This window comes from Mesorhizobium sp. M0676 (assembly GCF_040320535.1).
In the GTDB taxonomy this organism is placed as follows: domain Bacteria; phylum Pseudomonadota; class Alphaproteobacteria; order Rhizobiales; family Rhizobiaceae; genus Mesorhizobium.
In genome coordinates, this window is record NZ_JAMYPU010000021.1 from 1 (window position 1) to 26,511 (window position 26,511).

A 26,511-nucleotide genomic window follows, 5' to 3' on the forward strand; every position below is an offset into this window, starting at 1 on the left:
ACGTTGACACCGTCGCCATAGAGATCGCTGCCCTCTACGATGACGTCGCCCAGATTGATGCCGATACGCAGGACGATGCGGTAGGCCTCGGCCACGCTCTCGTTGGCCCCGGTAAAACCCTTCTGCAGTTCGACGGCGCATTGGACGGCATCAACCGCACTGCCAAATTCCACCAGCACACCGTCGCCCATCACCTTGACCACGCGGCCGTGGTACTGGGCAACCAATGGAACCAGAACATCGCGCCGCCGCGCTTTGAGAGCGGCCAGTGTGCCAGCCTCGTCGTGCTCCATGAGGCGCGAAAAGCCAACGACATCAGCAGCTAGAATCGCGGCAAGGCGGCGTTGGGCTCGAATCTCGGCCATGTGGGTTGAATACTTTCAGAAACCCGGCATCTGGGATTGTATTGGTCATCTGGCCTGGAGTCTATCCGGCCGACTTCCGAGATGGGTCAGAGGGCGTCGATGCATGGCGGCGCCTGAACGTCCGCTTCTCACATTCCAAGCCTCCAAGCCGCAAGTCCGCTTCCGGCCCCAATTTCGGCCTTTCAATGACGTGCTTCGCCACGCAGCTATCCGCCGTTTTTGACGTCTCGCGCCTTTACACCGCGACGTTCTGCATACTCGATCAATGCGAGCTCAATGACAGCGGTTACCGAACGACGTTCCGACTCTGCGAGTTGTTCAGCCAGAGCTAGCACAGATGGGTCCAAACGAGTTGTGAATGGCTTTTTTATCATTGTCGCTTTTCAGCTTGAACTTGGAGCAGAAAAAATCCATAACAAAGCACGTGCGGTGCACATGCATCGCACGGGCGACGATCGATCAAGGTCCAGGAGACTTTGATCGGCCTGACCACAACCGCGCTGACAAGGGTTCGGATCATGGCTGATTCCGACAATACCACGACTTTGCCTCTCGTCATCCGCAGGAGGGTGCTTGGGCAATTGCAATTGCGAGTGGAATCCCTCTTCCCCGCTAACTGACGTTCAAACCAGAGGATCTAAGAGCCGTACACCTTCACCCTTTTGGCCAGCGGACAAGAATTCGACACCCGCTTTTATCAAAGCCGCCTCAATGGCCTGCAAAGTGCTGATCCGGGAATCTACCTTCCCGTTTTCCAACCGGACCAGCGCATTCAGCGACACAATTGCCTTGTCGGCAAGCTCCTGCTGCGACCAACCAAGCAAGGCCCGTGCGGCTCGAATCTGTCGTGGACTGACCATGGGTCCACAATCGGCAGGCCGATTTTGTTTGCCACCTATAGGGTCATTTTGCACCCTATAAGGTATATTAAACAGCGATTCGACTTTCAGATCACGTCGATCGAGAAACCCGGAGCGTACGCGAAAAACTCTCCAATCCAGGCTGACTAATGGAGCATGAAACGGCCTTGTTGAAACCGCAACGCTCCATCCTCCTTCGGATGGAGCCGAAGCCAAAGATCGAGAGTGACCCTCATCCCGCCGACCAGCATGTCGGCAGGCAGATTGCGACCGTTCGCGTCCAGTCCGATGTATCGCAAGCCCAGCTTGCCCGATCCATAGGCATCAGTTTCCAGCAGCTCCAGAAATACGAGAACGCGCGGAATCGCGTGAGCGCGTCGATGCTCTACGAGATCGCCAGTTCGCTCGGCGTTCCTGTCAGCCGCTTCTTCGAAGGCCTGCCGGGAAACGATGAGACCCGCGTCGAGGCGCGGCCGCTGCCGGTCGATGAGCGCCTGGATTTCATTGCCAGCGCGGAGGGTCGGCGCCTGATTGAGGGGCTAGTGAATCTTCCGCCGCGTGTGCGCGGTCGCGTCTCGTCCCTTATCGCCGCATTGGGGGAGGAGTTGGCCCTGCTGGACACAAAGGCGGATAGGGAGATGGCCGGCGAGTCCGCGCCGGCCGAATGCAAGACCGCCTGACCGCCAGTTGGGCCCGTCAGCCGAATTTTCGGGCAGCGGGCAGGGCGATGCGGCCGCAAGTCGAGAACACTTCGATTTCGACGCCGAACGCTCGCGAGCGGGTCGCGAATCCCTCGAGGATCTCTCGCGCAGCGCTTCCAGTGACCGCGACGGGCACCAGTCTGCCTGTTGCTGATCCGGGAGACTGGGGGTCCGAATCGATTGCGACGGGCAGAAGATCTATCCCCGCTAGGGTTCCGCTCGCATCATAGCGGCATGCGGCGACGATGCTTTGCCAGACTTCCGGTGGATCCCATTCGTTTTCGTCGGGGTGCACGTGGAAGAGGAAGTTTCCGAGGCCGTAGAAGATCGGCGAGCCATTGTAGATTTCGACCGCCTGCAGCACCGGAGCGCCGTGGCTGACGAAGAGGTTGGCGCCGGCGTCGATGCACATCCTGGCAAAGGTCTGCACCCAGCGCGGAACGTCCTGCCAACCTGGTTCCCAATGATGGTGGTGAAGGTAGGCGATGACGAAATCGCCTTGTGCCGCCGCCTGCCGGATGGCGGACAGATGGACACTCGCGCTCTGCTGATCGACTTCGATCAGACGGCCGAAATCGGCAGCTTGTGTGAACACGGTGCCGTAGAAATTGATCTCGTTGCCGGCCGAAACCTCTACCGGGTCCTCCGGTTGCGCATAGTTGGCCAGTTCAAAGCGGGAGCTTTGCAAATGTGCGCCCAGCCTTGCCAGCCTGCGGAAATGTCCGTCCGGCACTCCCATCTTGCGACCGGTGTTCAGACGATTGACGCCGGGCCGAGCCGGCCGGAAGGCCGTGCGGTCTTCGGCATACATGTTGCTTGGGCCGGGGCCTGCATCCATCGCAAAAAGCGCGACCTCGCGCGCGTCCAGCCGGCGGCGGCCCGGTTTCCTCGCTTCCGTCTCGTCGGCCCCGATGCCGGCATGCAGGAAGCCACGCGCCTCCACTTCCTCCAACGTCGAGAGGATACCGCCAGCGCCGAGATCGAAGGCGTGGTTGTTTGCGAGCGCAAGCGCGTTGAAACCGATGGCCTGCAATGCGTCGAGCACTTCAGCCCTGGAATATCCGAAGTATTTGCCCTTGGTCGGCCACCCGCCGTGATTGCCGAGGATCGTCGACTCGAAGTTGGTGAAGACGACGTCGCCTTGGCGCAGGAAGTCCGTAACCGCGATGAAGCGTTCGTCTTTGACGTCACGGATGTCGTACTTGATCAGGGATTGGCCGGTAACGACAGCGCAGAAATGGTCTTTCATGGAACTCGCCTTGAAGGGGGGGAGGGCGCCGGCGTTCCGGCTGGCGCCACGTCGATGTCGAAGCCGGGTGCCTGCCTATTGCGAGACGGCCGGTGAGATATCGCTCTTGAACCATTTCAGGCTCAGCGCCTTGATCGTGCCATCCTTGGTAGCCGCGTCGATTGCCGCGTTGAACTTGGCGAGCAACTCGGTATCTTCCTTGCGCATGCCGGCGCCGACGCCCGGCCCCCAGAGCCCGCCGTTCAGTTCAGGGCCGAAAAACACCACATCCGAGCCGGCAGGCGTCTCCAGAAAATCCCGCCAGGTGAAATAGTCGGCGAGACCTCCGTCGATGCGACCCGCCGCAAGATCGAGCTTCATGTTGTCCTGGCTGTCATAACTGCGGATGGTCACGACGTCGCCAAGCATTTCCTTCACTACTGCTTCCGAATTCGACGAGCGCAGGGCCCCGATCGCCTTGCCGGCGAGAGTCGATCTGAGGCGTTCGATGGTCGCCTTCTCCTTGTCCCCGATGCTCGAGAGGTTGACCTTCTGCTTGATGTCGCCAGGATCGAGACCCAGGTCCTTGCGCACAACGAACTGGTTGAAGCCGGTGGCGTAGGGAACGGAGAACGCGATCTTCTGCTTGCGTTTTTCAGTGATCGCCATGCCAGACATGATCACGTCGAACTTGCCGACAAGCAGTGCCGGGATGATCCCGTCCCAATCCTGCGGGACGAAGGTACATTTGATCTGGATGCGACGGCACAACTCCTGTCCAACATCGATATCGTAGCCGTAGAGTTGACCGTTCGCGTCGGTGCCGTCCCAGGGCGGCGAGGCGCCTTCAGTGGCAATCGATATGACGCGCCCGCTTTGCGCGCCGGCGGGGAATGCCGACATCAGGGATGCGATAGAAACAGCAATAGCCAGGGGTATGCGCATGATGCACCTCTTCGTTGGTTTGGATGGAAAGGGAGCTCAGAACCTGCGGCGTCAGGGCAGGGGCGTCGTGATCTCTGGATCAGGTAAAGCGGGGCGCACTCGCGCCTTTCGTCGACGCACCGGATGGCCGTCGGTCGACAGCCATCGCTCCAGCAACTGGATCGCTTTCACCGCGATCGAGGTGAGCGATAGGTAGATCGCTCCGGCGACGATGAAGATCTCGTACGGCGCGAACGTGGTCGACACCATCTGTCTCGCCATGCCGGTGATCTCGAGCAGCGTCACGGTGCTGGCGAGCGACGAGCCCTTGATCATTCCGACGATCTCATTGCCGTAGGCCGGGAGCGATATCCTGAAAGCGATCGGGAAGGTGACCAGGCGAGCAATCTGGAAGCGTTTCAAGCCGAGAGACGTGGCCGCCTCTGTGACACCCTTAGGCACGGACTGGAGACCGCGGCACAGGATCTCCGTGGTGTGGGCCGCGCTGTTCAGCGAAAATGTCAGAAGGGCGCACCAAAAAGGGTCGCGCAGGATCACCCAGAAGATGCTGGTTCGCACCGCCTCGATCTGAGCGAGGCCGTAGTAGAGCAGGAAGAGCTGAACAAGCATCGGCGTCCCGCGGATCACATAAGTGTATGAGAGCACCGCGAGCGAGAGGCCGGGACGTCCGAAAGCGCGCATGAAGGCCAGCGGCACGGACAGAAGAAATCCGGCCGTCAGCGACAACACTGTCAGAGTCAATGTGAGACCAACGCCCGAAGGCAGGACAACCATTGCGTCAAACATCAAGCCGAGGTTCATGGGTCGCTCCCTCCTACCGGCCAAGCGCCGGATAGCGCCGCTCAGCCCGCCGGATCGACAGCAGCGTGACGGTGGTCAGCGAGAGATAGAGAGCGGAGGCCGCAAGGTAGAAAGTTAAGGGAGCGCGCAAGGATCCGGCCCCCACATACGCAACGCGCATGATGTCGGTCAGGCCGACGATCGAAACCAGCGCGGTATCCTTGAAGAGCGAAATCCATAGATTGCCATAGGCAGGCAGCGCCAGCCTCAGCATCTGCGGTCCGATGACGAACATCCAGCGCTGCCAGGCGTTCAGGCCAAGCGACTTTGCCGCTTCGGTTTGACCCGCTGGCACCGCCGCAATCGCGCCGCGAAACACTTCGGTCGCATAACCGCTGAAAACCACCGAGAGCGCGATAACCCCTGCGGTGAATGCGTTCACCTCCACGTAACGGCCGGCGATCTTGCTGGCGAGGGTCGTTCCGCCGAAGTAGATGAGCAGGATAATGAGAAGTTCTGGTACACCCCGGACGACCGTCGTGTAGGCGGTTACGACGCTGGTGAAGCGCGGTTGTGCCGTGCCCTTCGAAATAGCCAAGAACAACCCAAATGCCGTACCAAGGCAGCCGCTGACAAGGGCCAGGCTGATGGTCACGGTGAGTGCGACAAGAAACTGAGTAGTAAAACCACCCATCGGGCGCTTTCCTCGACTCGCAACTACCGCTGGATACGCCGGCCTTTGTCACTCAGACCAAGTGGCATAACCCAAGGTTGCGAATTGTTATATTTGTAATTTGGAGTTAATTTGAGATATCTGCTAATTCTAACGCCTTAAATTACACACTCAATCTATAATTTTTATTATTTCATCTATAACGCACCGTTATATACTAAGGCGGTCCGTTGCTCCTAGGTTGGCGTGATCCGCTTCCCGGGTAGCGTTGTCAGGGAAAGGTGCGCCGGGATGGAGCTTCTGCAGAGCGACCTCAAGCTCCGTCAGTTGAAGGTCTTCCGGGAAGTGTTGCGGGCCGGTTCGACAAGGCGAGCGGCGGCAGCGCTCGGGATAAGCCAGCCGGCCGTCAGTCAACATGTGAAGCAACTCGAGACCACGCTCGGCATCACACTGTTCAAGCGATCAGCCAACCGCATCGTCCCCTTGCAGGAAGCCTGGGAACTCCTGCGAAACGTAGAACTTGCCCTGACGTCCCTGGATCGGCTGGAGGCGTCGATCTTCGCAATGAAGAACGAGGAAAAGCAGCGGATCGCGATTGCCGCGCCTTCTGTTTTCGGTTTCGTGACCTTGCCCAAGGTCGTGGCGATCATCCACTCCAAGACCGCTTCGAATGTCCGGTCGATTTCGGGAAGCTACGAGCAGATCGGCGAGCACATCCTCGCTGGGCGGGCAGACCTTGGAATCTCGAGACTGCCGCTGGATCCACGTCTGTTCGATTGGGCGCCGCTTGGCTCGGCACGAAACGTGTGCATCTTTCATCCCGACCACCGTTTCTCAAAACAGACCTCTATCGAGGCGCAAGATTTGTCAGGCGAAACGATCGTCGATATCGATCCCCAGTTCGCCGCCCACCAGATGAACTTCAATGCCTTGCGCTTCGCCGGCGTTGAGCCGGACATACTGGTGGAATTCGATTGCAACGGTCACGAAGCCGGATACGTTTCGGCTGGCGTGGGCATTTCGATAACCAATGAGATCATCGCGCGTGAGTACGCGGCGTTTCACTTGGGAATAAGGCCAGTGGAGCCGTCCGCGCTCTACCACTACGTTGCGATTTGGCAGAAGGGCCGGACCTTTTCCAACGCCTTGAATGTATCGCTCGAGGCGATAATCACAGCGTTTTCGACGGCACCGACGAGAGAGCAACAGTTTCTCCACACGTCGTCCTAGCCGGCCATGGTTTATTTCGGTTGGGACGTGCAGCATAAGCCCAACCGGGAGGCTTTCTGCGAAGTGACGCGAATGGCCAGCCTGAACGGTCAAACTGATAGCGAGCGCTCCGGAACGGCTGGACCGACGGCCGTATCCGGCGCAGATGGTGCCGTTGGCCGTTCCCGAAGCGGTGCAGGAAGCGCCGCCTTCAGCGCAGGCAATTGCAGGATTACGCTCACCAGGGGGAGTGCTGGTCGGGACTGGCACGTGGCAGTCCGAAAAGCGGACAGACCTCCCAGAGCGGCGGCAGCTTGTTGCAGAGCTTGCGCGCTCGACGCTGTCCGTCATGGCGCGGCGAAGTTTCTGTGTCGCGGCTCGCAGGGCAACAACTCGCCGCTCCCTGGATCCCTGGGGAGCGATGAGCGCGGGTTGCTACCCAACCTTCCGCCGCTCGTTGAATTATGCTGGATGAGTCCAGCTACTCCAGACCGATTGCCCGCCGGCGCATGCTGGCGAGCTTTTTTGTGCGGTCCAGGAACATTCCCGCTCCAAGGCTGTTCGGTGACACCCGGTTCGTTCTTCAGCGGTCCGTGCCGGTGACCAAGATGCGTCCCTCACTCGTCATGGTCGGCTCGCGCAGCCTCGGAAGCAGGCGCGGGCCATCCCCATCACAAAGCCCGCTGGATCCGGCCGACGGGCTTTTTCAGTTTCATCCACGCAAAGAAAAGCCCCGACGAATGTGAACTGACCTCATAAAGTTGGACGGTTTATTGAGTTGGGAGGTTCAAGGGCTGGTTCCTGTATTGCACAGGGGCCAGCCCTTTCAGTTTCAGTTTGATGCGGCGGTGGTTGTAATAGTCGATGTAGTCCGTGATGGCGTCGTCCAGGCTTTGAACGGTGTCGAAGGTTCCGGGATGGAAGAGCTCGGATTTGAGGATGGCAAAGAAGCTCTCCATTGGGGCGTTGTCGAGGCAATTGCCTTTGCGTGACATGCTCTGTTGAAGGCCTCTGGCTTCCAGCCTGCGTTGGAATGCCGACATCTGATACTGCCATCGCTGATCGGAATGCAGGATCGGCCTTTCGTTCTCACCAAGCCGGGCGAGGGCTTTGGTCAGCATATTGTCCACCATTTTGAAGCGTGGCCGCCGCGCCCGTCTCGAACGCGACGATCTCGCCATTGTAGAGATCCATGACCGGGACACATAGAGCTTGTCGCCGGCCAGGCTGAACTCCGTCACGTCGGTCACCCATTTGCGGTTGGCGCGGTCGGCGCCGAACTTGCGCTGCAACAGATCGGGAGCGGTCCGCCCAGCCTCGCCCCTGTAGGAGCGATACTTCTTCGGCCTGACCAGCGACTTCAATCCCATCCCGGCCATCAGGCTCTGGACGGTCTTGTGGTTGACGCGCCGGCCCAACCGGTGCAGTTGCGCAGTCACCCGGCGATAGCCGTAGCGACCCTTGTGGCTGTCGAAGATGGCCTTGATCGCCGCCTTCAGCGCCGCATGGCGGTCCGAGCGCTTCGCTGCTTTCTGTCTGTAATAGAACGTGCTGCGCGCAAGCTTCTCCAGCTCGAGCAGCCCCTCAAGCGAATGCAACGGCCTTAACGCCTGGACGGCTTGCGCTTTTTGAGCGCGTGTCCCTGCGTTAAGGCCTCCAGTTTTTTTAGGTAGTCGTTCTCCATCCGCAGATGCTTCAGCTCAGCCAGCAGTTCTTCGCGGCTTTTGGCCTCGTCACTGGCTGCAACAGGCACTGCGGGGGACGGCGGCTTTGACATGGGTCGTCCTCTGGCACACGGGCCGAGCGCCTCTATCCCGCCCGCATGATAGCGCTTCTCCCAGCCCGTCAGGCAACTGGCATTGCGGATATTGAACAATGCAGCCGTCTGCCGATACGACAGACCTTCCTCCCTCATTCGCTCAAGCACCGACAGCCTGAACGCCGCGTCGTAACGACCGCACTTACCAGATAGCCCGGCATCGCCATGCGCCTGGTACAACGCAACCCACTTGCGAACAGTGGCCGCATCAACGCCATGCATCGACGCCGCACTCGCGCAGCTCTCAGCTTCTCGTCGTGAAGGATCAGCCGCCGGTCGTCCTTCGGGTATGTTCTTAGGGAAGCCGAGCGCTATTCCGCGCCCAGGTTCGGCGTGCCGGAAGTCTGTCTCCGGGAAGTGGCGGGCGCATCCGGCGCATTGCGGTCCGGCAGCTTTGGCCGTTATCTATCCACGCCAAAGTTGGGTCTACCCATTCACTAGGGCAGACCCAACTGATTCGGATCAGAGGAGATTGGTCGCAACGTTGATGTTGCCGTGTATTGCCTTGGAGTACGGACAAATGCTGTGTGCCGCATCGAGCAGTTCTCGCGCAACCGCACGGTCGACGCCCGGGACGCTGACGTTAAGGCGCGCGCGCAGAAAGTAGGAGCCGGCGTCTGAGTTCAACTCGATCTCGGCATCCACTGCGGTACCCGCAGGGAGCTTGATCTTTCTGTCGGAGGCAGCGACCTCGATGGCTCCAATGTAGCAGGCCGACCAGGCTGCACCGAATAGATTTTCGGCAGCCGGGTGGGGCTGCTTTAGCTTGATGTTCAGTTGGCCGTCGCTACTGCGCGCTCCGCCATCGCGACCGCTAGTGTTGTGAGTCTTACCAGTGAAGAGAAGTTTCTCAGCCATAACGAAAATTCCTTTCTGTTATCGTTCCACTATGCCGGTGAACGGTTCCCGCTGCACCCCGGCACATGGTGCTGCGCTGCTCGCGATAGCCGACCCGCAAACTCAGCCGGGTCGAGACTCGCAGGGCATTCGCCACGGTATCTCTATGCGATGCTCACGACGCAGATCGCCGACATTGATCTGTACGGCGCCACTTTGGCGCTGTACGATCGTCCGATCTCAACAAAGCGGCCGGAACGCTGTCCCTGAGTTCCGCGGAGAAGAGCTTTGGCTGTTCCCAGACCCGCTAGCGGCACCCGAGCGTTGAAGGGACGGGTCTAGCGATCTCCCGCAGCATGGCGTTGGCCAGGGCGGAAAGATTGCAAGCCCGAATGCCAGCACGGTCGCCGGCTGGTAGAGCTTCATGGCTGAGCGTTTTTGCCTGGAGAATAGAAGATCACCGCTTGCTTGGTGAAGACGTCGCCTTCAGGGTCCACCAGTTCGATCAGCACCTTGTGTTGGCCGCGCGGCATGCCCACCAGGATAGTGGTGTCGCTCTGACCGTAGTCCGCCCACGCCCAGGGCAGGTCGTCGACGGTGAGATGCAGGTGCCCGACCCGTGGAGACACGTTGCGCGCAGTCGGCCCACCCACAGGCAGGATGCGCAAGTTTTCCACCCGGTACGGGATGAACACAACGCCCCCGGCCAACGGACCGGGAAGCGGCGGCTCAACGACCAGCTTCGGTGCGGGCTCGTTGACTATGGGCACGACCGTGCTCTGGGCCAACGCACCAGTAGCAAACACGGTGCAAGTCGCGAGTGCGGCGAGCGTCTTGATGACGGGGCTGCTCATTGCATTCTCTCCTTTCTGAGATTCGCTACGCAGATTTCGCGAGGCGGTGGATGACGCGCACGTCCGGCGCGCCACCCCACCCGACACTTCAGGCCGTTCGCAACGTCTTGAACGTGGCGCGCACATCGTCGGTGAAGTACTTAGGCTGTTCCCATGCCGCGAAATGGCAGCCCTTGGGCGGCCGACCGTAATGCAGGAGCTTCGGGAACGCGCGCTCCGTCCAGCTCTTCGGTGCGGTGTAGATTTCGCTGGGGTTCGCGCTCACGCCGACGGGAATGGTGATGCCCTTGGCGTCGAAGAAGCCCGCCTTCGCCGTTTGCCGGTGTTCCCAATAGAGCCGGGCTGACGAGACGGCAGTGTTGGTCAGCCAATAGAGCGTGATGTTGTCGAGGATGTCGTCGGGGGTAAGGCCCTCCGGCTCTCCATCGAAGGAGCGGGCTATCAGCGCATAACTGTCCGCGTCGTGATCAAGAATCCATGACGCCAAGCCGGCCGGTGAATCGACGAGCCCATAGAGCGTCTGCGGACGAAGCGCCATCTCGTTGGCGTAGCCCAGGCCGAACTTGTAGAAAAAGGCGACCTGTTCGTAAGCACGCCTTTCGTCGGGTCCGAGATCAGCGGGAGGCGGGCTGCCGGCAGCAAGCGCCTTAACAATCTCGGGCGGAATGGTCGCTGGCATATTGGTGTGGATGGCGATCAACTCGGGAGGCGCCATCAGTGCCATCTTTTCGGTGATGAGGGCCCCCCAGTCACCGCCCTGTGCGACAAACCGGTTGTAGCCGAGGCGCTTCATCAGCACGGTCCACGCTTTCGCGATGCGCGTCGGATCCCAGCCGGGCTCAGTCGGTTTGGCGGAAAAGCCGTAGCCCGGCATTGATGGGATCACCACGTCGAACGCGTCGGCCGCCGTTCCGTCATGCGCAGTGGGATTCGTGAGCGGATCGATGACCTTCAGCAGTTCGATGACCGAACCGGGCCAGCCGTGCGTGATGATGACCGGCAGCGCGCCCTGATGCTTGGACTTCACGTGGATGAAGTGGATGTCGAGGCCGTCAATCTCTGTGATGAAATGTGGGAGAGACTTCAGATGCGCCTCACACTTGTTCCAATCGTATTCGGTTGCCCAGTACTGGACGAGTTTCTGCATTGTGCCGAGTTGCACGCCTTGTGTGGCGCCGACCGCCAATGTCGCCGAAGTCCGCCGGGAAGCTGCTTCGGCAACCAATTCGCGTTCGGGCCAGCGCGTGGCGGCGATGCGGCGGCGTAGCTCGTCGATCTCCCCCTGCGGGAACCCGACGGTGAAAGGGCGGATTGAACTGGATTCGGCCGCGGCCGCATGCTGAGCCGAGGTGAAGTTGAACGCGGCCGCGCCTGCCGAAGCGGCAAGCAATGCGGTGGCCGATGTGGCGAGAAAGTCGCGCCGATTTGGCGCCGGTGATGCGGTGGACATGATCAGTCTCCTTCTTTGCGCGATGCCATTAGAGTGGTTGAACACTTCTGTTGTGCTCTCACTCCGGCGCGCGCTCCATCGAACGTAGGTTGGTCATGACCGCGTGTTAGTTTATGGCGCTCATACCAAAGTTTATTGGCTGAGCCAGACCGAGCGTCCCGCGGTTGAATGCATTCGTTTCGACAATTGGACCTTGCGGACTGCCGGCCTGATCGACCCGGCGATGAACGACGCTCTACTCGCTCTCACTCGCATTGTTTTTCAATGCAACGGCGAGGCAGCGAGACAACGTTTCGCCGTCAAAGGGCTTGCTCAAAAAGCAGACGGCGCCTCGAGCAAACGCCTGAGCGCGGACTCTGTCGTCAGGATACGCCGTAATGAGGATAATCGGAATGTTGTGCCCGCGCGCGTGCAAAGCGTCTTGCAACTGGATTCCGCTCATCTCGGGCATCTGCACGTCCGAAATCAAACACGACGTTTCTGTCAGTTGCTGCGAATGCAAGAACGAACGTGCAGATGGAAAGGCGTGAGCGACGAAGCCAAGCGACCGCACAAGGCTCGCAGTGCCGATACGGCTCAATTCGTCATCGTCGATGATTGAAATAACGGGCGCGTCACGCAAGCGATTGGTCCATCGGTGTGCATTATACAATGGTGCGAGTTAGCAGCGTGCGAAAGTCATACATAGATATTAGGCTACGACGCTTGCTCGATTAAATGCCGAGCGCCTCAGCCATTCTGACCAGGTCTGCAAGCGACCTCGCGTGCATTTTCTTCATCGCATGACCGCGATGAATTTTGACAGTAATCTCGCTGAGGCCGATTTGAGCCGCGACTTGTTTGTTCATTAGGCCGGTAGCGACGAGCGCCATCACCTCTTGTTCGCGCGATGTCAGGCTGTCGAATAGGCCCTGTAAGTCCAGCCGTGCGCGCTCGGTATCCAGCCTGGCCCGGTCGCAGGCGATCGCGGCGGTGACGGCATCCAGCATGTCCTGGTCGCGAAACGGCTTGGTGATGAAGTCTACGGCGCCGGCTTTCATAGCCCTCACGGACATGGGAATGTCGCCGTGTGCAGTGATGAAGATGATGGGAATATGGACATTGGCCTTGGTCAACTCTGCATGAAGCTCAAAGCCGCTCAACCCGGGTAGGCGTACGTCGAGAACCAGGCAACTCGGAATCTGAGGCAGCTTGCTTTGCAGGAGTTCGTTCGCCGAACGGAATAGTTCGGCGCACAAACCGACCGACCGGAATAGCAGGCCGAGCGAGTCGCGGACACCGGCGTCATCATCGATCACATAGACAACAGGCTCGGCCTCCCTGGTCGGCTGCAAACTCTTCGGTGCGACTTTGATCACAACGGATCCTCGTCATGCGGAGACAGAGCGAATTGAGCTAAAATGAAATATAGCACCCCGGGGTGTGTTCGGGGCAGCCCACAACCGCCCATCGTGGGCTTCGATGATCGATCTGCAGATCGACAGGCCCATCCCCATGCCGTCGGGCTTTGTTGTGAAGAGCGGGTTGAATATTCGATCGATGTCCTGCGGACCTATTCCTCTCCCAGTGTCCGCGACCGATATCATTACATGACCATCGTCATGTATCTCGGATTTCACGGACAGGACCCGCGCTCCGTCGACGGCGGTCATCGAATCGATGGCGTTCGTGATCAGGTTTACGAGGACTTGCTGTAGCTGGATTCGATCACCTGTTATTTGTGGCAGGCGTTCATCCAGCTCGGCTTCAACCAGTATCCGGTGTTTCGCCAGCCCCTCTCTCACCAGGGCGAGAGTTTCCCTGACAAGGTCATTGAGGTCGAGTGAAGCGCTCTTCCGATCTTCTTTCTTGAAGATCGTTCTAATGCCTTCAATCACTGATGCCGCGCGATGGCCACCGGCAATAATCTGCTTGAATGCCGTTTTCGCTTCCTGCAGATCGGGCACGGGGTGATTGAGAAAGCGCAAGCCCGCATCGGCGCTCGTTATCATGCCCGATAGAGGTTGTTTTACCTCATGGGCGATGGTGGCCGCGACGGCGTCACCAGTCATGAGACGGGCCTCACGCTCGTGTCGTTGCGCTCGGACTGCGCCGACTAGCTGAGCGTAGAGAGCCGATGTCTCGTACAGCAGGACGACTAGGACGACACCACCGGCGAAAAGCCCAAAGGTCCGGACAGCATACCAACCTACGCTAAAGCGGCGCGGATCCGGGTAATAAGCCAGAATTGGGTCGATGACATACGTCACCATTATGACAACCAACCAAAGATCAAGCAAAGAGCGTCGCCGAATCCAGAGCACAACGAGGGCCGCCATCGATGTCAGCACAACAGGCGCGCCGACGAACCATACCCAGAGCGACGTAAGATTCCGGGTACCGCTGATCACGACTGGCAATAGCGGTTCACCCGCTATGGAGAGGAATGTCAGTGCCGAGACGGCCGTTACGGTTAAGGCAACACTATAGGTTATCGCCTCTCGAACAGTGCCTCGCCAATAGCGCCTGCTGGGAGCAACATCCTTTGACAGGGCATACGCGATTGTGAGGAGAGCAAATCCAAGATGCCAGAAGAGGTAGAGCGCTGAGGTGCTCTGATAACCGCCAATCATGCCGTCTGGCGCGAATGCGCCCGGAACCGCCAGGAACCACGGGATCAGGATGAGCGCGTTAAAAAGATACCCGCTTGCGATCATCAAGGTCGCTCGCGAGCGTAAAATTGAAAACTGGGCGAAGAGAAGGATCGCGGTGATTAGCTCGTTCACGATCATTGCTGTCGAATAGATCGGGGTAAAAGGGCCGACCGCACCTGGATGGAAATTCGCCGTCAGTCCGGAAACTATGGAGACATAGACGGCCAACATGCTGAGGACGACAAAGAGAGCCAGGCGCTTCTGCACCGGACTTGGCGATAAGCTCGACAGGACGTAATAGTCTTCTTCGGGAGTAATCACGACTTCTCCCAATCGACAAACTCTTCGCTGCAAGGGCAGCGCTTTAAGTCAAAGCGCTTGGAGTGTCACCGAATTATCCAGCTCAAGCGACCCGCACTGCGACCGTGAGCGAGGACCATTAATAAACCTTTTTGGTCTTCATACAACTGACCGCCTCGATCTCATTGTGCCCACCCGGCGCCTGCCGCACACTAGGACGAAAAGCCATTGCGTATTAAAAGCCTTCAGCTGTCGTCGCGTGAACCCGACGAGTTGTTTAATACAGCTCTGTTGGTCTTCGCCGGCGATAGATGCCCTAGCACCTCATGCCGCGATGGCCACCCGAAAGTAATGCCTCCTCCTTGCACGAGCCACGATCCCTTGGTCGCATCGTCATCGCTGGAAGGTGGCAGAAGCCCTTCCCTCGTTTATAGCGCTCAGCATCGAAGCGCTGCCCACTGTCTAGGGAGTGGGACGGTGGGGCAGCAGCAATTCAAGGCCGGCTGCTCGACGGCTCAATTGCTTTCAACCGTGTTTGAATGCGATTGACCTTCGATTTGCTCAAACCAAGTGCAGCGGCGATGTCGCGTACGCTTGCGCCGTCGCGCGTCATGGTCATGACGAGATCGGCTTCGACATCATGAAGATCCTTCACCATCCACTGGGCCTCGCCGTCGCGAACTTCCAGCTTTGCCTCGAATGGCTTTGCGGCTTCGCCGAACACGCCGAGTGCCTTGCCCAAGTGAACCTCGAAGCGCGCACCATCCTCGATCGAGTAGTCATCCGGGTGCTTCAACGTGATAAGCGTGTCCAGGACGTCTTCCCGCTTGCTTGTGCCACGCGGGTTTCCACCGCGGCCCTCATGCTCGATCAACAGAACGCTGATGCCTCGGCGACGGAGCCTCAGTTGCCAGGATTGCATCGTGTCCAGCTTTCCGCTTCGTTCTCGCGGCCGCCGCTCGTCAGCGTGGAGCGATTGTCTAGGATGAGTAGCTCTGTCGGCACCAAAATCGCTTCCAACCGCTCCTGCGACTCCGTCTGCTTGAGATTGAGGCTGTCACCAATCTCCTGTTCGTCCATTGGCAATATCTCCAAGCGCCCAGAGCTGACCCGGCTGAACATGCGAAGACGTTCCTGCAGATCAGCACCCGGCATCTCGCCATCGACGTACAACACATTGCGAGGGACCGGCGCCCTCCAATTCAAGAATGCGCCCCCCGTGGCCGCTCCATGCGCAATTCCAATTGCAACCTGGGTTTTGCCCACACCTCGGAGGTTTCGATGTGGACCTCTGGTATCGTTGACGACGATAGGCCCGCTTCTCGGCTGAAGCTCCATAGTAAGTTGAGGCGTCTCGCAACCTTGGTCGGAGTCCTGCCACTGATAAATAGGCAAAAAGAACCAGCTCGCAGCGACCAGCAGCAGCGCGACAGCGGAAATTTCTAACGTTGCGCTGAGCGAGTAGTTCTCAGCCGCTGCGCCCCAAAGCCAACAGCCGGCTTCCATGCCGCCGCTGGACAAAGCGTAGTAGGTCGATAGCGTGCACCCGACGACCCGTCTCGCGAGCCAACCGGGAAACGCCTCAGTCGATCCGCAGGCTCTGCTCCATCGCGTAGCACTGATCCCAGATGAACACGTCGTAGCCGGCAAGCTTCGACTGCCATTTTGGCGTGACGTCGTTCACGCACTTGACGACGACGCGGTCGATGTAGTTGTCGTAGATCGCCCAAGGGTTGGACTTGTCTTCGGCGCTCATCTCCTCGGCCGGGGCCGTCGATTTGAGGGCCGCAGTGGCAGCGGTCTTCAGGTCATTCATGAAGTCGAGCTGAACCCGAACGTCGGCGTGAGTACCCACGCGGTTGACGTGGCCACCAACGATCGTCTCAAACGGCATCTTGTCGATGTCCGCCACCTGCTGGAAATAGCCCGGAACATCTTTGGCGAGCGCAAAGCGGCGCCAGGGCATCCAGCCGGGGAAAATTATGTCGACCACCATCAAGACCTTCTGCTTCGGGGCGTAGATGAAGATGTTCCCAGGCTCATGAGGGCTGCTGCCCGGGTAGCTCAGCTCAAGGACCTGGCTGCCTACTTTCAATGTATAGCGCTCCTTGAACGTCACGGTGGGCAGGGGACGTCTCGGGTCATTGGCCCTCCCAAGCAGGTCTTGAGTTTCTTCCTGCGCGATGATGATGGGGTGTCCGCCCAGGTCGTTCACCCCGGCGATGTGGTCAGCGTGGGCGTGGCTATAGACGACATGCGTTATGGGGCGATCAGTCACCTCGGCAATCGCCTCGCGTATGTGTCCTGAGTATCCGGGCGGAGCGTCGACCACCACCACGCCAGACTCGTACACGAGGAACATCGATTGATAGCCATTGTCAGTGATCATGTAGAGGTCGCGGCCGAGCTCCTGGATCCGGTATCCCGGATCATGCGGCGGAACGACGTCTTCTTTAGGGATCGGAAGATAGTGGTCAACGCGCTCCCCGATAGGCGCCAACGACGGCATTTTCAGGTAAGGGATCCCGGGCTGGCCAGGTTGCGCTTCGTTGTCGGCGCAGGCGCCGGCCACCGGAGCCAATCCAAGTGCAACAGCAACAGCAACCGTGCCGACCTTTGCGCCGATACGCTTAGTGCTGCCGGAGTGATAGTTAGACATAACAGATCTCCTGTCTTGAACGATCAGATGCAGGAGCAAGGTTGGATTGATATCTGGTGGCGGATAATTGTCCCTAGGTATCGTCGATACCATCGTATCTCCCAGGCGTTTATTGAGTCTTCGAGTATAGCGCGATTTAGGAAAGCAACCGACTTCGTAGGCTGTCAGCATTGCATGCGCATATGTCGGCCCATTCAGCTCGTGCGCGGTATGCATCACTTCCTTCCAAAACGCCGCTGTCGCATCCCGCACCAAGGTGACTTGGAACCGAGTTCCATCGCGTAGCGAGCGGTGGACTCGACACATGTGTAGGCAAGAAAGCCGGCAACATGACATGCGTGATGCCATATTGCCGGAGTTGCTGCTCGAGCTCCGTGTTGGCAAACCGCTCTGCGCCAGCGGTAGTTGTAAACCGCTATTTCGACATGATCGCAATTTTCGAAGGGCCGCGGCGGTGCGCCTGAAGGTCAGAATTTCCACTGCGGCGACGCGAATTCCCAGATCAGGCGGGCGAAATCCCGCGTGTATTCTTCGTATCCGGCGCGGCGGCGCAGCTACGTCTCGTATGCACTTCATTGCCTCCCTGTTCGATTGGCGCTGGTCGGAAGCGCGTGAGTTCAGTTGCGTCGTTTGCACCTGCTGTGAGATGCGAAGCTTTAGTCTTTCCACGCGTTGCGGTGCGCGTGAATCCACTGCGCGGCCGGGCGGGAGGGAGACCCGGCCGCGCGTTAGCGAGGAGGCGTGGGGCGCGCCTTGCTCGCGTCAGATCGAGTCGCGCAGCGGCCGGAACGCCGCCCTGAGCTCGGTGGTGAAGGTCGCGGGCTGTTCCCAGGCTGCGAAGTGCCCACCCTTCGGGAGCCTGTTGTAATGGATGAGCTTCGGATACGCCTTCTCTGCCCAGTTCTGTGGTGCCTGGTAGATCTCATCGGGGAAAGCGCTCACGGCGACCGGGATTTTGATGCCCCTGGGATCGAAGAAGCCTCCTACGGGGAAATGCGCGTTGTCCCAGTATAGGCGCGCCGACGAGATTGCGGTGTTCGTCAGCCAGTAAAGCGTGACGTTGTCGAGGATGTCATCCTTCGTCAGGCCTTCGGTCTTACCGTCGAAGACACGGGCGATCAGCTCATAGCTGCGAATGTCGTGGTCGAGCATCCACGCCGCGAGGCCGACCGGCGAGTCGACGATCCCGTAGAGTGTCTGCGGACGGTTGTTCATCTCGATCGCGTAGCCCAGTCCGTTCTTGTAGAAGTCATCGAGTTGATCCCAAGCCCGCTTCTCGTCCGGCGACAGACCATTGGGAGCAGGGCCGCCGGCGGCGAGCGCCTTGGAGACCTCGGCAGGGACGGTCGCGGCCATGTTAGTGTGAATGCCGAGCAAGCCCGGCGCTTGCTGCAGAGCCATGGTCTCGGAGACCGCGTTGCCCCAGTCGCCGCCTTGCGCGACGTATTTCGTGTAACCGAGGCGTTGCATCAGCGTCGCCCACGCTTGGGCGATGCGGACAGGTGTCCATCCCGGCGCGGTCGGCTTTCCGGAGAAGCCGTATCCTGGTAGCGATGGGATCACCACATGAAACGCGTCCGCTTCGCTACCGCCGTGGGCGGTTGGATTGGTGAGCGGCTCGACAACCTTCAGCTGTTCGATGATGGAGCCCGGCCAGCCATGGGTGATGATCACCGGCAATGCATTCTCGTGCTTCGAGCGGACATGGATGAAGTGGATATCCAGTCCGTCGATCTCGGTGATGAACTGCGGCAACGCGTTGAGTCGCGCTTCGACCTTGCGCCAGTCATGATCTGTCGCCCAATACTTCGCGAGTTTCTGGATGGTCGCGAGTTGCACGCCTTGTGTATCGTCCGCGACTACTTCCTTGTCAGGCCAACGCGTAGCAGCGACGCGCCGGCGCAGATCATCGAGCTGCGTCTGCCGGACGTGGACGCGGAAGGGGCGAATGTCTCCATCAGTCGCATATAGCGTGCCTGGGAGCATGCTGAGGGCTCCGGCAGCAGCGGTAGCGGCGAGTAGTTCACGCCTTGTCATAACGTCCTCCAGTGTTGATACCTAATTGTTCGATGCGCAAAAAAGTTCGACTGCCAGGGGCGAAAAATCTATTGCACGATGGTGTCGGCAATACTTTTGGCTCGCTCTAGCCAAGAAATCCGTCGCGGCAAAACCAGCGCCGAGGGAGGCGTCTGGATCGCCTTGGTGTTTTCGCGTGCTGCTGCCCCTGGTCGCGGCAAATCATGAAAGCGCACGGCAGCTCTTCCTCGTATGGCCACGAGACGACTGGTAAGGTTCATGGATTATTCGCTGCCATTTCTTCGGACTGAGCGGTTTGCTCCCGGGTCCGTCACGCATACTTTTTTCACCTATTCCAATTTTCCGCCTGAACGAGAGTGCCGTGCCCTGACAAAGGTCTCTGCACCACCAACGCCAAGGTCTCGGCGACACCTTCGTGCAATAGATTTGCGCATCAAGTCGGCCAATCTGTCGGTACAGCTCGAAAGGGTAGAACGGATTTGAAGGGCACCATGATAGAATTCTTTCTCGCCGCCTCGTCTGCTGCCGCGGCCACCCGGATGGTCTCTGGATCGTCGCCAAGAGGTCCCGCACCATGGCAACTCCTCCTTCAGCTAGTGCTGACCGCTTTGGGGTCATCAGCCTTGACCTCACGGCGCTGAATTGCGCCGGCCCTCCCGCCAGAATCACAGGAGTTTGATCATGCCAAGGAACGATCCTTCCGACACAATCGATCACCATCGTCGCCGCCTTATCGGCGTCGCGGCAATGACATTCACCGCCTTCGAGCTTGGCGCGGAGATGAAAGCAAGCGCTGATAGCCTCGATACGGCTAAGGCGAAGCCTGGCCCGCTGAAATCGTTTGGCCAGCTCAGGCAGATCGACGCTGGGCAACTGAACGTTGGATATGCCGAGTTGGGGCCGGCCGACGGCAAGCCAGTCGTTTTGCTTCACGGATGGCCATACGACATCCACACCTACGTCGACGTCGCTCCCTTGCTTGCAGCGAAGGGGTATCGAGTGATCGTTCCTTACCAACGCGGCTACGGGACGACTCGCTTCCGTTCGAACGAGACGGTGCGCAATGGTCAACAGTCGGCGTTCGCTGTCGACTTCATCGCCTTGATGGATGCTCTGAAGATCGAAAGAGCCACGATCGGCGGCTGCGACTGGGGCGCGCGCACGGCAAACATTGTTGCTGCGCTGTGGCCGGAACGTTGCAAGGCCATGGTATCGGTGAGCGGTTATCTGATCGGAAACCAGCAGCTGGGCATGCAGCCGCTGCCCCCGAAGGCCGAGCTGGCATGGTGGTATCAATTTTACTTCGCCACCGAACGCGGTCGCTCCGGCTACGAGAAGAACAGGCGCGAGTTCGCCAGGCTGATATGGCAGACGGCCTCGCCGCGATGGAGCTTCGATGATGCCACCTTTGAACGCAGCGCAATTGCCTTCGACAATCCAGATCACGTCGATATCGTGATGCACAACTACCGCTGGCGGCTTGGCCTCGCCAATGGTGAGCCTCCGTATGACGAATTCGAGCAACGACTTGCCCAGGCACCCCTGATCGACGTGCCGACGATCACCCTCGAAGGAGACGCCAATGGGGCTCCCCATCAAGAGGCAAGTGCGTACGCCAAAATGTTCTGGAACAAATATTCACACCGTGTTGTCGGGAGCGGGATTGGGCACAATTTGCCGCAAGAGGCCCCCGAGGCGTTCGCGCAGGCGATCATTGATGTTGCCGGCAGTTGATGCGGCAGTTTGGGGGCTGGAGTGCGCACATCACACCTATTTTGCCCTCTACTCGGCAGCCTTGCGCAGGACCGCTTCCAGGGCGGCGTCGAGATAGCGCGCGACTTCGGGCACGCTCATCGTCATACCAAGGTCGAGGGCCTGTCCTATTCAAAAGCTCCCCGACCTAGCACGTCCTCGAGCAGAACACGTAGTGGCGCGTAGAGGGCAGCGGAAACCTCATGATGGGTCATCTTTGCAGCAGTAACGGGGTTGCCGATCTCATACCGCACGGCATGGCATTTTCGGTCATCGATCTGCACAACGCACCATGGCCGCGGGAGTCGAAAATCCGTTCTCTTCGTAGTCCGTGACGTATTTCTGATCACCGCTGCGTAGCGCGGCAATTATACCGAGGTCGACTGTCGGCAGCTGCTCTTGAGTTTCTCTCGCATCTGTTCGAACGATCTGTTTGACGAGGCATGACATGCTCAACCACAATCATCTGTGAGGTGCGAGTTTGGGAGATCGTCTGGGCCATGTTGTTCTCCGGAAGGGAATTTCCATTGCTACCGTGCGCGCGCCCGTCCGTGACATTTGGGCGATCACTCGGCAGCCGGCTTCAGCAGACGTCGTTGATCGTCGTGCTCTAAAGACTTAAACATTTGCTCCGCGTCCGACTCCTGATGGGAAGCGCGCTGATGAACGTGGGCGGTGGTCGTACGATCGATCAGCAGGCTTAGCAGCTCCGGCCTGCTGTAATGGCCGCGTGAATCCATCAGCCGCTTTCGCTTGTCGATCAGCATGAAGTCGAGATCTGCAATAACCACTCCTTCGCCTGATCGGAGTGGTTCTGCGAACAGACTCCCGTCAGGTGCCACGATCGCAGTGAAACAGCCGCCAGAGATCGCACCGATGCTGCCCCCGGTGTCATTGACGATCTGCGCTTGCTGATCAGCATCGAGCCAGGCGGTAGCGCAGACGACGAAGCAGGCTGACTCCAACGCATGCTGACGGATGTTGATTTGCGTCTGCTCGGAAAACAGCTCTCCGAAAATGGAGCCTGGATACATCGCTGAGTGAATCTGCTCGCCGTCAGCCATCATCGCGTACCGCGCCAGGGGGTTGTAGTGCTCCCAGCAGGCAAGCTGTCCGATGCGGCCGACGGCGCTGTCGACGGCGCGCAATCCGGAACCATCGCCCTGGCCCCAGATCATTCGCTCATGATAGGTGGGCGAAATCTTGCGGCGTCGCTGGATCAATTTGCCGTCGGCATCGAACAGAAGCTGCGTGTTGTAAACGGTTCCGCCGTCGCGCTCGTTAACGCCGATCGAGACGACAATTCCTGCCGCTCGGGCAGCTTCGCCTATGGCATCGACAGCCGGAGACGGCACCGTCACGGATTGATCGAGCAATTTCTGCCGCTCGGATCCCATGATGTTCTGCACAGGCGCCTGGATGAACGAAAAATACGGGTAGTAGGGGATGATCGTCTCGGGGAAGGTGGCGAACTGGACGCCCTGTTCGCCTAACTCGCGGATCTTCCTGACGACCTTTTCGATGGTGCCATCCCGGCTATACAGCACTGGGCTGACCTGCACGGCGGCGGCTTTGACGATGGTGCTCACTGTATTCCCTTTCCTGGTAACACTGAGGGGTTGAAGACAGGTTCGAAGCTGCCGCGCAGCAGGACTCGAGCAGGTCTCGTTCTGCTTGGCTCGGTCACGCGTCGCGACCGGCGCGCAGGTCGGTCTGTGAATCAGCCAAACGTGAAGCAGAAAACCTCGACGCCAGGGGCCAGAAATTCGATCTGGAATTGGCGATCTACGATTGGCCCCTGTTGCCGGATCAGCTGGAACAGGCGTTGTTCGCTCACCGTGCCGTTGCCCTTTTCGTCAACGTCCAATCCGTGAGCGCCACCCGGTGGCAGACCATCGATCAGGACACGGAATTTCACGGATGTTCCCGGCATTGCCGGCCCCATGACAAGATGAAGATCGCGGGCGTGGAATCGATATGTGATGCGGCCATTGGCCTTTTTCACCGAGACGCCGTCGCTTCCGATTATCCAGTCGCCCGACAGCGCCCATTCGTTCAGGAGCAACTGTGCCGGCGCTTCATAGAGATGCGGCTCGTTGCGAATTGCGCCGCCCAGGGATGCAAAGCCCTGGGTACGTTTGTAGCCGACGTAGTTCTCCGGAGATTTCAGATTGGCTCTGTCGGCAGCGGCTTCGAGGCCCTGCGCATCGACCGACACCAGGTCACTGCTCACTCGCTCGGCTCCGGCCTCTGCCAGCAACCGCTGAATGATCGTCTCGGACTGTTCGTAAGAACCCTCACCGAAATGTTGATCGCGGACCCTTCCCTGCGCATCGATGAAATAAAACGCAGGCCAATAATTGTTGTTGAACCCGCTCCAGATTGCTCCCTCGCTGTCAACGGCGACAGGATAGTCGACGCCAAGCGCTTTCACCTCGCGGCGGACGTTATCGATGTTCTTCTCAAATCGGAATTCCGGCGAGTGGACGCCTATCACAACCAGGCCTTGGCCCTTGTACTTTTCCGCCCAGGCGCGAAGGTAGGGCTGCACGCGCATCCAGTTGATGCAGGTGTAGGTCCAGAAACTGACAAGGACGACTTTCCCGCGAAGCGCTTCCGGCGTCAGTGGCGCCGAATTGAGCCACTCATTGGCTCGCTCAATAGAGGACAACTCCGATTGGTCGGCAATCCAGCCGAGAATCGAGGCATGGACAGATGAACCTTGCGATCCTTTGTATGTCATCGATAGCTCCTTGGCCTCTGCTCCAAAGCTGCTGTTCGGCAGGCCGATCGCGGTGATGAACACGAACGAGGCCAACAACTGGTTCGTCTTCATGCGGAAACTCCTTCCGTGGTCTGACTGTGACCTCCGAATCTCACTTCACCAATTCGACGAGCGGCTTGCCTTTCTCGACGACATAGGTTCCGACCCCAGCCGCGTTGACGGTGCCGACATTCTTCGCGGCATGGGGCACCATGGCGGGAATAAATGGCACGCCGCCGGTATTGATGATTTGCGGCCGCTGGCCCTCGACCTCGTATTCTATCGACCCTGCGAGGACATAGACTATCTCTTCACCGGGATGCCTGTGCCCGGGGAACGCCGCACCGGGCGCGAAGTCCACACGTGTCTGGATGGCCTCCTGACCCGGAATGCTGAGATCATGCCTCTGCAGGTCCGTACGCTTTATTCCTGGCATTTGTTTCGTCTGTTGCGCCCAAGTTGCGTTGAACACGACACCGCTTCCAGCAATCAGTATGATCGCCCCAATCTGCCTTGCCTTCATGTCGGCCTCCTACAAGTCTGTGTGGCTGATCCGGCCGAATGTTCGGCGGGATGAGATACGGTGGAGATAGTCAGGCCTGGCGGAAGTCCCGAAATGCCGCGCGGAGCTCGACACTGAATAGCTCTGGCTGCTCCCACGCTGCAAAATGTCCGCCCCTGTCGACTTCGTGGAAGTAGGTCAGATTGGGGTAGGCACGGCGCGCCCATGTCTCGGGCGGCTTATAGACGTCCTCGGGAAACACAGTGATGGCGACCGGAAGCGATATCTCGGACGTCTTCTGCGCGGCCGCGAAAATTATGCTTCCATGAGCGGGGTTCTCCCAATACAGCCGCGCCGACGAGGCCCCGGTGTTCGTGAGCCAGTAGAGCGTGATGTTGTCCAGCACGTCGTCTTTCGTCGGCGAGTTTTCGAGATCGGCACCGTACGACCAGTGCGAGAAGCCAGGATGAACGAGAATCCACGCCGCGAGGCCGACTGGAGAATCCGTCATGCCATAGCCCACTGTCTGCGGCCGCGCCGACATCATGGTGAAATATGCCAGGTTGCCGTTCTTGCCGGACATCATGAGCGCTTCGATGACCGAGCGTTCCTTTTCGGAAACGCCCGCCGGCAACGGCGCACCGCCGAGGGCCGCGGCTGCTTCCGGCGGTACCGTTGCCGGAAGATTGATGTGAATGCCGCGCAATCCGGAGGCCGCCTGACGCGCCATCGAGTTGCAGATTGCGCTCCCCCAATCGCCGCCCTGGGCGACGTAGTTTGTGTAACCGAGGCGGTTCATAAGCGCGGTCCATGCTCGCGCAATATGGTCGGGGTCCCACCCGGTGCCGGTCGGTCTGCCCGAGAAGCCAAAGCCCGGCAATGAGGGGATGACAACGTCGAAGGCTTCCTCGGCGCGGCCTCCATGCTCGGTCGGATTCGTAAGCGAGCCGATGATCTTGAGTTGCTCGATTATGGATCCGGGCCAACCGTGCGAGATGATGAGGGGAAGCGCATTCTTGTGAGGGGAACGCACGTGAATGAAGTGAATATCGGTCCCATCGATATTGGTGATGAACTGCGGCAATGCATTCAGCTTCGCCTCGACCTTGCGCCAGTCGTAGTCGGTGCCCCAGTACTGAACCAGTCCCCGCAGCTTGGCCAACTGAGCACCTTGCGACTGATCCGTCACGGTCTCCTTGTCGGGCCACCGCGTGGCAGCAAGTCGCCGGCGAAGGTCGACGAGTTCCTTTTCCGGAACGTGAATGTGGAAGGGATGGATGGCGTCATTGGAGGTTGCCGCACCCAGCGGTGACGGGAGCAGCATTGCCGCGCCAGCAACCACGACGCCCGTCGTGACTGCGGCTAGAAGTCGGCGCCGATCCTGATTAATACCTTCTGAATCTTGGATCTTGTCCATTGTCCACTCCTCTGTGTCGTTTTGTTTCCTGGCAAGGCCGTCGAGAAAGTGCTGTGAGCGAAAGAAGGCCGATGCCGGTCAAGACCATCATGCGCGGCGGGGGAGGGAGCCGCCGAGGCCGCCGACCGGCATCGTTGAAGCTGGCCTTTGCGATGGCCAGCGGAAAATTAGAGATCGAGTGATGGCGGGCTTGCCCGCCACCATTTTTGGGGCGTCTCCGGCCAAGGAGCGGAGACTATTTCATTCCGCCGAGGGCATTCACGTTGGCGCAGAACTCGGCGTAGGGCTTGCTCATCGCCGCGTCGTTGCACTCCTTCTTCATCATGTCCCGCTTGTTCTGCGGCATGGCCATAAAGGCGGCCTTGAATTCCGGCATCGGCTTCATGGTCTTCATCGACGCATCGGTATAGAAGGGCGCCAAGTTGTCGACGACATCGAGTGCGCCGGCGAGGGCTGTGCCGCCGACGGCGAAAATCGCAAGTGCACCGATACCAATTGCTTTGATGTTCATTGTGTAATTCCTCTCCTGGTTTTCGCCTCGACGCAATGACGTGGCGCCCAAAGCATCTGACGAGTGTCAGATGAGATATGCAGATGGCCTCAGTAATCTTTTGGATGATATGGTACGTTGGTGTCGGCGATACCTTTGTATCGCAGGGAGTCGTAAAATGATCTACGCGCTAGGTCGGAGGATGCCCAAGCATTGTATTCGCGATGCTATCGACT

At 59.1% G+C, this 26,511-nt stretch carries 26 protein-coding genes and 2 pseudogenes; 3 read left to right on the forward strand and 25 right to left on the reverse strand.

Annotated features, from left to right (window positions below):
• Both NKI35_RS21760 and NKI35_RS21770 read right to left on the reverse strand, forming a co-directional pair.
• Positions 1-365: adenylate/guanylate cyclase domain-containing protein (locus NKI35_RS21760; protein ID WP_352741443.1), on the reverse strand; the 365-nt coding region annotated here is incomplete at its 3' end.
• A gap of 623 nt (positions 366-988) precedes the next feature.
• The gene (locus NKI35_RS21770; RefSeq protein ID WP_032909948.1) at positions 989-1,225 is read right to left on the reverse strand and encodes a helix-turn-helix domain-containing protein; all 237 of its coding nucleotides are present in this window, start codon (positions 1,223-1,225) and stop codon (positions 989-991) included.
• Between the two features lie 149 nt (positions 1,226-1,374).
• Here NKI35_RS21770 and NKI35_RS21775 point away from each other — a divergent pair, with 149 nt between their 5' ends.
• Entirely contained in the window at positions 1,375-1,905 is a 531-nt protein-coding gene (locus tag NKI35_RS21775; RefSeq protein WP_352741444.1) for a helix-turn-helix domain-containing protein, read from the forward strand.
• Between the two features lie 16 nt (positions 1,906-1,921).
• Here the strand turns inward: NKI35_RS21775 and NKI35_RS21780 are convergent, their stop codons facing one another.
• The 4 genes from NKI35_RS21780 to NKI35_RS21795 all read right to left on the reverse strand — a co-directional run bounded on the left by NKI35_RS21780 (position 1,922) and on the right by NKI35_RS21795 (position 5,573).
• Entirely contained in the window at positions 1,922-3,175 is a 1,254-nt protein-coding gene (locus NKI35_RS21780) for a CapA family protein (RefSeq protein ID WP_352741445.1), read from the reverse strand.
• 75 nt (positions 3,176-3,250) lie between these two features.
• Positions 3,251-4,099, reverse strand: a complete 849-nt coding sequence (locus NKI35_RS21785) for a transporter substrate-binding domain-containing protein (protein ID WP_352741446.1) — start codon at positions 4,097-4,099, stop codon at positions 3,251-3,253.
• Between the two features lie 51 nt (positions 4,100-4,150).
• Entirely contained in the window at positions 4,151-4,900 is a 750-nt protein-coding gene (locus NKI35_RS21790) for an ABC transporter permease (RefSeq protein ID WP_352741447.1), read from the reverse strand.
• A 13-nt stretch (positions 4,901-4,913) separates the two neighbouring features.
• Positions 4,914-5,573 carry an ABC transporter permease gene (locus NKI35_RS21795; protein ID WP_352741448.1) on the reverse strand — a complete coding sequence of 220 codons (660 nt, stop codon included), beginning with the start codon at positions 5,571-5,573 and terminating at the stop codon, positions 4,914-4,916.
• A gap of 270 nt (positions 5,574-5,843) precedes the next feature.
• Between NKI35_RS21795 and NKI35_RS21800 the strand changes: the two genes are divergently transcribed.
• Positions 5,844-6,782 carry a LysR family transcriptional regulator gene (locus tag NKI35_RS21800; RefSeq protein ID WP_352741449.1) on the forward strand — a complete coding sequence of 313 codons (939 nt, stop codon included), beginning with the start codon at positions 5,844-5,846 and terminating at the stop codon, positions 6,780-6,782.
• 749 nt (positions 6,783-7,531) lie between these two features.
• On the opposite strand, the gene NKI35_RS21805 is transcribed toward NKI35_RS21800, so the two are convergent.
• The 14 genes and pseudogenes from NKI35_RS21805 to NKI35_RS21860 all read right to left on the reverse strand — a co-directional run bounded on the left by NKI35_RS21805 (position 7,532) and on the right by NKI35_RS21860 (position 19,350).
• Positions 7,532-8,359, reverse strand: a complete 828-nt coding sequence (locus NKI35_RS21805) for an IS3 family transposase (RefSeq protein WP_352741450.1) — start codon at positions 8,357-8,359, stop codon at positions 7,532-7,534.
• A 5-nt stretch (positions 8,360-8,364) separates the two neighbouring features.
• Positions 8,365-8,802: a helix-turn-helix domain-containing protein gene (locus tag NKI35_RS21810; RefSeq protein WP_502897160.1), complete on the reverse strand. Its 438-nt coding sequence runs from the start codon at positions 8,800-8,802 to the stop codon at positions 8,365-8,367.
• Between the two features lie 240 nt (positions 8,803-9,042).
• Positions 9,043-9,438 carry an Ohr family peroxiredoxin gene (locus NKI35_RS21815; protein WP_352741451.1) on the reverse strand — a complete coding sequence of 132 codons (396 nt, stop codon included), beginning with the start codon at positions 9,436-9,438 and terminating at the stop codon, positions 9,043-9,045.
• Positions 9,439-9,839: 401 nt separating this feature from the next.
• A complete protein-coding gene (locus NKI35_RS21820; protein ID WP_352741452.1) occupies positions 9,840-10,271 on the reverse strand; it encodes a DUF6130 family protein in 432 nt (143 codons plus the stop codon).
• Between the two features lie 88 nt (positions 10,272-10,359).
• Positions 10,360-11,721, reverse strand: a complete 1,362-nt coding sequence (locus NKI35_RS21825; protein ID WP_352741507.1) for an epoxide hydrolase family protein — start codon at positions 11,719-11,721, stop codon at positions 10,360-10,362.
• A 235-nt stretch (positions 11,722-11,956) separates the two neighbouring features.
• Positions 11,957-12,343 carry a response regulator transcription factor gene (locus NKI35_RS21830; protein WP_352741453.1) on the reverse strand — a complete coding sequence of 129 codons (387 nt, stop codon included), beginning with the start codon at positions 12,341-12,343 and terminating at the stop codon, positions 11,957-11,959.
• Between the two features lie 91 nt (positions 12,344-12,434).
• Entirely contained in the window at positions 12,435-13,079 is a 645-nt protein-coding gene (locus NKI35_RS21835; RefSeq protein WP_352741454.1) for a response regulator transcription factor, read from the reverse strand.
• Positions 13,080-13,091: 12 nt separating this feature from the next.
• Positions 13,092-14,675 carry a sensor histidine kinase gene (locus NKI35_RS21840; RefSeq protein ID WP_352741455.1) on the reverse strand — a complete coding sequence of 528 codons (1,584 nt, stop codon included), beginning with the start codon at positions 14,673-14,675 and terminating at the stop codon, positions 13,092-13,094.
• A gap of 472 nt (positions 14,676-15,147) precedes the next feature.
• Positions 15,148-15,528 carry a helix-turn-helix domain-containing protein gene (locus NKI35_RS21845; RefSeq protein ID WP_352741456.1) on the reverse strand — a complete coding sequence of 127 codons (381 nt, stop codon included), beginning with the start codon at positions 15,526-15,528 and terminating at the stop codon, positions 15,148-15,150.
• A gap of 29 nt (positions 15,529-15,557) precedes the next feature.
• Positions 15,558-16,304 (reverse strand): MFS transporter, encoded by a 747-nt coding sequence (locus NKI35_RS21850; RefSeq protein ID WP_352741457.1) that lies wholly within the window; start codon positions 16,302-16,304, stop codon positions 15,558-15,560.
• The gene (locus tag NKI35_RS21855; protein ID WP_352741458.1) at positions 16,237-17,313 is read right to left on the reverse strand and encodes an MBL fold metallo-hydrolase; all 1,077 of its coding nucleotides are present in this window, start codon (positions 17,311-17,313) and stop codon (positions 16,237-16,239) included. The genes NKI35_RS21850 and NKI35_RS21855 overlap by 68 nt, the downstream gene beginning before the upstream one ends.
• Before the next feature lie 150 nt (positions 17,314-17,463).
• A pseudogene (locus NKI35_RS31355) lies at positions 17,464-17,710 on the reverse strand (isochorismatase family protein); the annotation flags it as partial.
• Positions 17,706-17,864, reverse strand: a pseudogene (locus NKI35_RS31360) (alpha/beta hydrolase); the annotation flags it as partial. The pseudogenes NKI35_RS31360 and NKI35_RS31355, both read right to left, overlap by 5 nt.
• Before the next feature lie 211 nt (positions 17,865-18,075).
• Positions 18,076-19,350 carry an epoxide hydrolase family protein gene (locus tag NKI35_RS21860; RefSeq protein ID WP_352741459.1) on the reverse strand — a complete coding sequence of 425 codons (1,275 nt, stop codon included), beginning with the start codon at positions 19,348-19,350 and terminating at the stop codon, positions 18,076-18,078.
• A gap of 681 nt (positions 19,351-20,031) precedes the next feature.
• Between NKI35_RS21860 and NKI35_RS21865 the strand changes: the two genes are divergently transcribed.
• Positions 20,032-21,084, forward strand: a complete 1,053-nt coding sequence (locus NKI35_RS21865) for an alpha/beta fold hydrolase (RefSeq protein WP_352741460.1) — start codon at positions 20,032-20,034, stop codon at positions 21,082-21,084.
• A 584-nt stretch (positions 21,085-21,668) separates the two neighbouring features.
• Here NKI35_RS21865 and NKI35_RS21870 read toward each other — a convergent pair.
• From NKI35_RS21870 to NKI35_RS21890, 5 genes are all read right to left on the reverse strand, one after another.
• Complete coding sequence (locus NKI35_RS21870) at positions 21,669-22,691, reverse strand: nitrilase-related carbon-nitrogen hydrolase (protein WP_352741461.1); 1,023 nt, start codon at positions 22,689-22,691, stop codon at positions 21,669-21,671.
• Positions 22,692-22,822: 131 nt separating this feature from the next.
• The gene (locus NKI35_RS21875) at positions 22,823-23,938 is read right to left on the reverse strand and encodes a redoxin family protein (protein WP_352741462.1); all 1,116 of its coding nucleotides are present in this window, start codon (positions 23,936-23,938) and stop codon (positions 22,823-22,825) included.
• A 40-nt stretch (positions 23,939-23,978) separates the two neighbouring features.
• Positions 23,979-24,389, reverse strand: a complete 411-nt coding sequence (locus tag NKI35_RS21880) for a cupin domain-containing protein (RefSeq protein ID WP_352741463.1) — start codon at positions 24,387-24,389, stop codon at positions 23,979-23,981.
• 70 nt (positions 24,390-24,459) lie between these two features.
• Complete coding sequence (locus tag NKI35_RS21885; RefSeq protein WP_352741464.1) at positions 24,460-25,785, reverse strand: epoxide hydrolase family protein; 1,326 nt, start codon at positions 25,783-25,785, stop codon at positions 24,460-24,462.
• Between the two features lie 235 nt (positions 25,786-26,020).
• Positions 26,021-26,296, reverse strand: a complete 276-nt coding sequence (locus NKI35_RS21890; protein ID WP_352741465.1) for a hypothetical protein — start codon at positions 26,294-26,296, stop codon at positions 26,021-26,023.
• Positions 26,297-26,511: the final 215 nt, after the last annotated feature.

What these genes read in the sequence shown, in the direction of transcription:
- NKI35_RS21855 (WP_352741458.1), bottom strand. Translation starts at nt 17,313, where the DNA reads ATGTCTAACTATCACTCCGGCAGCACTAAGCGTATCGGCGCAAAGGTC.
- NKI35_RS21885 (WP_352741464.1), bottom strand. Translation starts at nt 25,785, where the DNA reads ATGGACAAGATCCAAGATTCAGAAGGTATTAATCAGGATCGGCGCCGA.
- NKI35_RS21820 (WP_352741452.1), bottom strand. Translation starts at nt 10,271, where the DNA reads ATGAGCAGCCCCGTCATCAAGACGCTCGCCGCACTCGCGACTTGCACC.
- NKI35_RS21785 (WP_352741446.1), bottom strand. Translation starts at nt 4,099, where the DNA reads ATGCGCATACCCCTGGCTATTGCTGTTTCTATCGCATCCCTGATGTCG.
- NKI35_RS21815 (WP_352741451.1), bottom strand. Translation starts at nt 9,438, where the DNA reads ATGGCTGAGAAACTTCTCTTCACTGGTAAGACTCACAACACTAGCGGT.
- NKI35_RS21890 (WP_352741465.1), bottom strand. Translation starts at nt 26,296, where the DNA reads ATGAACATCAAAGCAATTGGTATCGGTGCACTTGCGATTTTCGCCGTC.
- NKI35_RS21790 (WP_352741447.1), bottom strand. Translation starts at nt 4,900, where the DNA reads ATGAACCTCGGCTTGATGTTTGACGCAATGGTTGTCCTGCCTTCGGGC.
- NKI35_RS21865 (WP_352741460.1), top strand. Translation starts at nt 20,032, where the DNA reads ATGCCAAGGAACGATCCTTCCGACACAATCGATCACCATCGTCGCCGC.
- NKI35_RS21795 (WP_352741448.1), bottom strand. Translation starts at nt 5,573, where the DNA reads ATGGGTGGTTTTACTACTCAGTTTCTTGTCGCACTCACCGTGACCATC.
- NKI35_RS21875 (WP_352741462.1), bottom strand. Translation starts at nt 23,938, where the DNA reads ATGAAGACGAACCAGTTGTTGGCCTCGTTCGTGTTCATCACCGCGATC.
- NKI35_RS21775 (WP_352741444.1), top strand. Translation starts at nt 1,375, where the DNA reads ATGGAGCATGAAACGGCCTTGTTGAAACCGCAACGCTCCATCCTCCTT.
- NKI35_RS21860 (WP_352741459.1), bottom strand. Translation starts at nt 19,350, where the DNA reads ATGACAAGGCGTGAACTACTCGCCGCTACCGCTGCTGCCGGAGCCCTC.
- NKI35_RS21810 (WP_502897160.1), bottom strand. Translation starts at nt 8,802, where the DNA reads ATGCATGGCGTTGATGCGGCCACTGTTCGCAAGTGGGTTGCGTTGTAC.
- NKI35_RS21770 (WP_032909948.1), bottom strand. Translation starts at nt 1,225, where the DNA reads ATGGTCAGTCCACGACAGATTCGAGCCGCACGGGCCTTGCTTGGTTGG.
- NKI35_RS21800 (WP_352741449.1), top strand. Translation starts at nt 5,844, where the DNA reads ATGGAGCTTCTGCAGAGCGACCTCAAGCTCCGTCAGTTGAAGGTCTTC.
- NKI35_RS21825 (WP_352741507.1), bottom strand. Translation starts at nt 11,721, where the DNA reads ATGTCCACCGCATCACCGGCGCCAAATCGGCGCGACTTTCTCGCCACA.
- NKI35_RS21880 (WP_352741463.1), bottom strand. Translation starts at nt 24,389, where the DNA reads ATGAAGGCAAGGCAGATTGGGGCGATCATACTGATTGCTGGAAGCGGT.
- NKI35_RS21780 (WP_352741445.1), bottom strand. Translation starts at nt 3,175, where the DNA reads ATGAAAGACCATTTCTGCGCTGTCGTTACCGGCCAATCCCTGATCAAG.